Source organism: Oleiphilus sp. HI0043 (assembly GCF_001634935.1).
On the sequence record NZ_LWEY01001047.1, the window covers coordinates 1 to 984 of the forward strand.

The 984-nt window shown below is 45.1% G+C and carries 1 protein-coding gene; it reads right to left on the reverse strand.

Annotated elements, in window-relative coordinates; all coding sequences use genetic code 11:
• On the reverse strand, window positions 1–984 hold a 984-nt coding region (locus A3729_RS11025; RefSeq protein WP_156497898.1), incomplete at both ends, for an IS66 family transposase.

A 984-nucleotide genomic window follows, 5' to 3' on the forward strand; every position in this document is an offset into this window, starting at 1 on the left:
TCTCTGGGCGATTTATCCTTTATGGCAGTTTCAATTCGATAGAGCTTTTTGATGTGAGTCATCGCCCAAGTAGCTTTTCCCGCTTTGGGTTTGCCTTTGCTTTGCGCTATATCAGCCTCTTTGAATTTGCGTCGTGCATGTGCCCAACAGCCCACTAATGTCGTTTGGGTGGATTCATAACCTTGATAGCCATCTACCTGTAAATAGCCTGAGTGACCTTGTAGAAAATTAATCGCACACTGGCTTGCCCGACTTTCATGGAAGTCATACAGCACGATATTGGGAATGTCTGTGTGATTGCTGCCGGGTGAGTCGGTACCGGTGCAATATAACCACATATAACATTTGGTTTTGTCGGATTCGATTACCTTTAGTGTGGTTTCATCTGCTTGTATTACATTTTGCCGCAAGAGGGTTTCATGCAGTTTGTCATAAAGCGGTTTGAGTAAGTCTGTACACTTCAGCAACCAGCTCGACATCGTTTGTCGGCTAAGCGGGATGCCATATTCTTTGAACAGACTTTCTTGTCGATAAAGCGGTAAGCCATATTGATATTTACTGGTAATGATTTGGCTTAACAAGCTCGCCGTAGCAAAGCTTTTTGGAATAGGTGAAGCCGGAACCGGCGTTTGTTTAATCGTGACGTTCGTTGCATGTTGCTCACAATGACGACAACTATATTTAGGTCGCACATGTTCGATGACTTTGATCTGGGCAGGAATGAATTCAAGCTGCTCGCTTTTATCTTCACCCATGCGATGTAATTCATGACCGCAGTCATCACAGCTTTTGTCTTCGTCTGCCAGGTCGTGAATGATGACGTCGCGTGGTAAGTCTTTGGGTAAAGGTTTACGAACAGGTTTCTTGCGTTCGTAGGTGATGGACTCTTTTTCGGCTTCAGTCGGTTCCGCTTCAGACTCATCTGCTAATTGCTCAAGTTCATTGAATAGCTCGCCCTGACCCGGGTAGCCTTCAGTGCTTTTA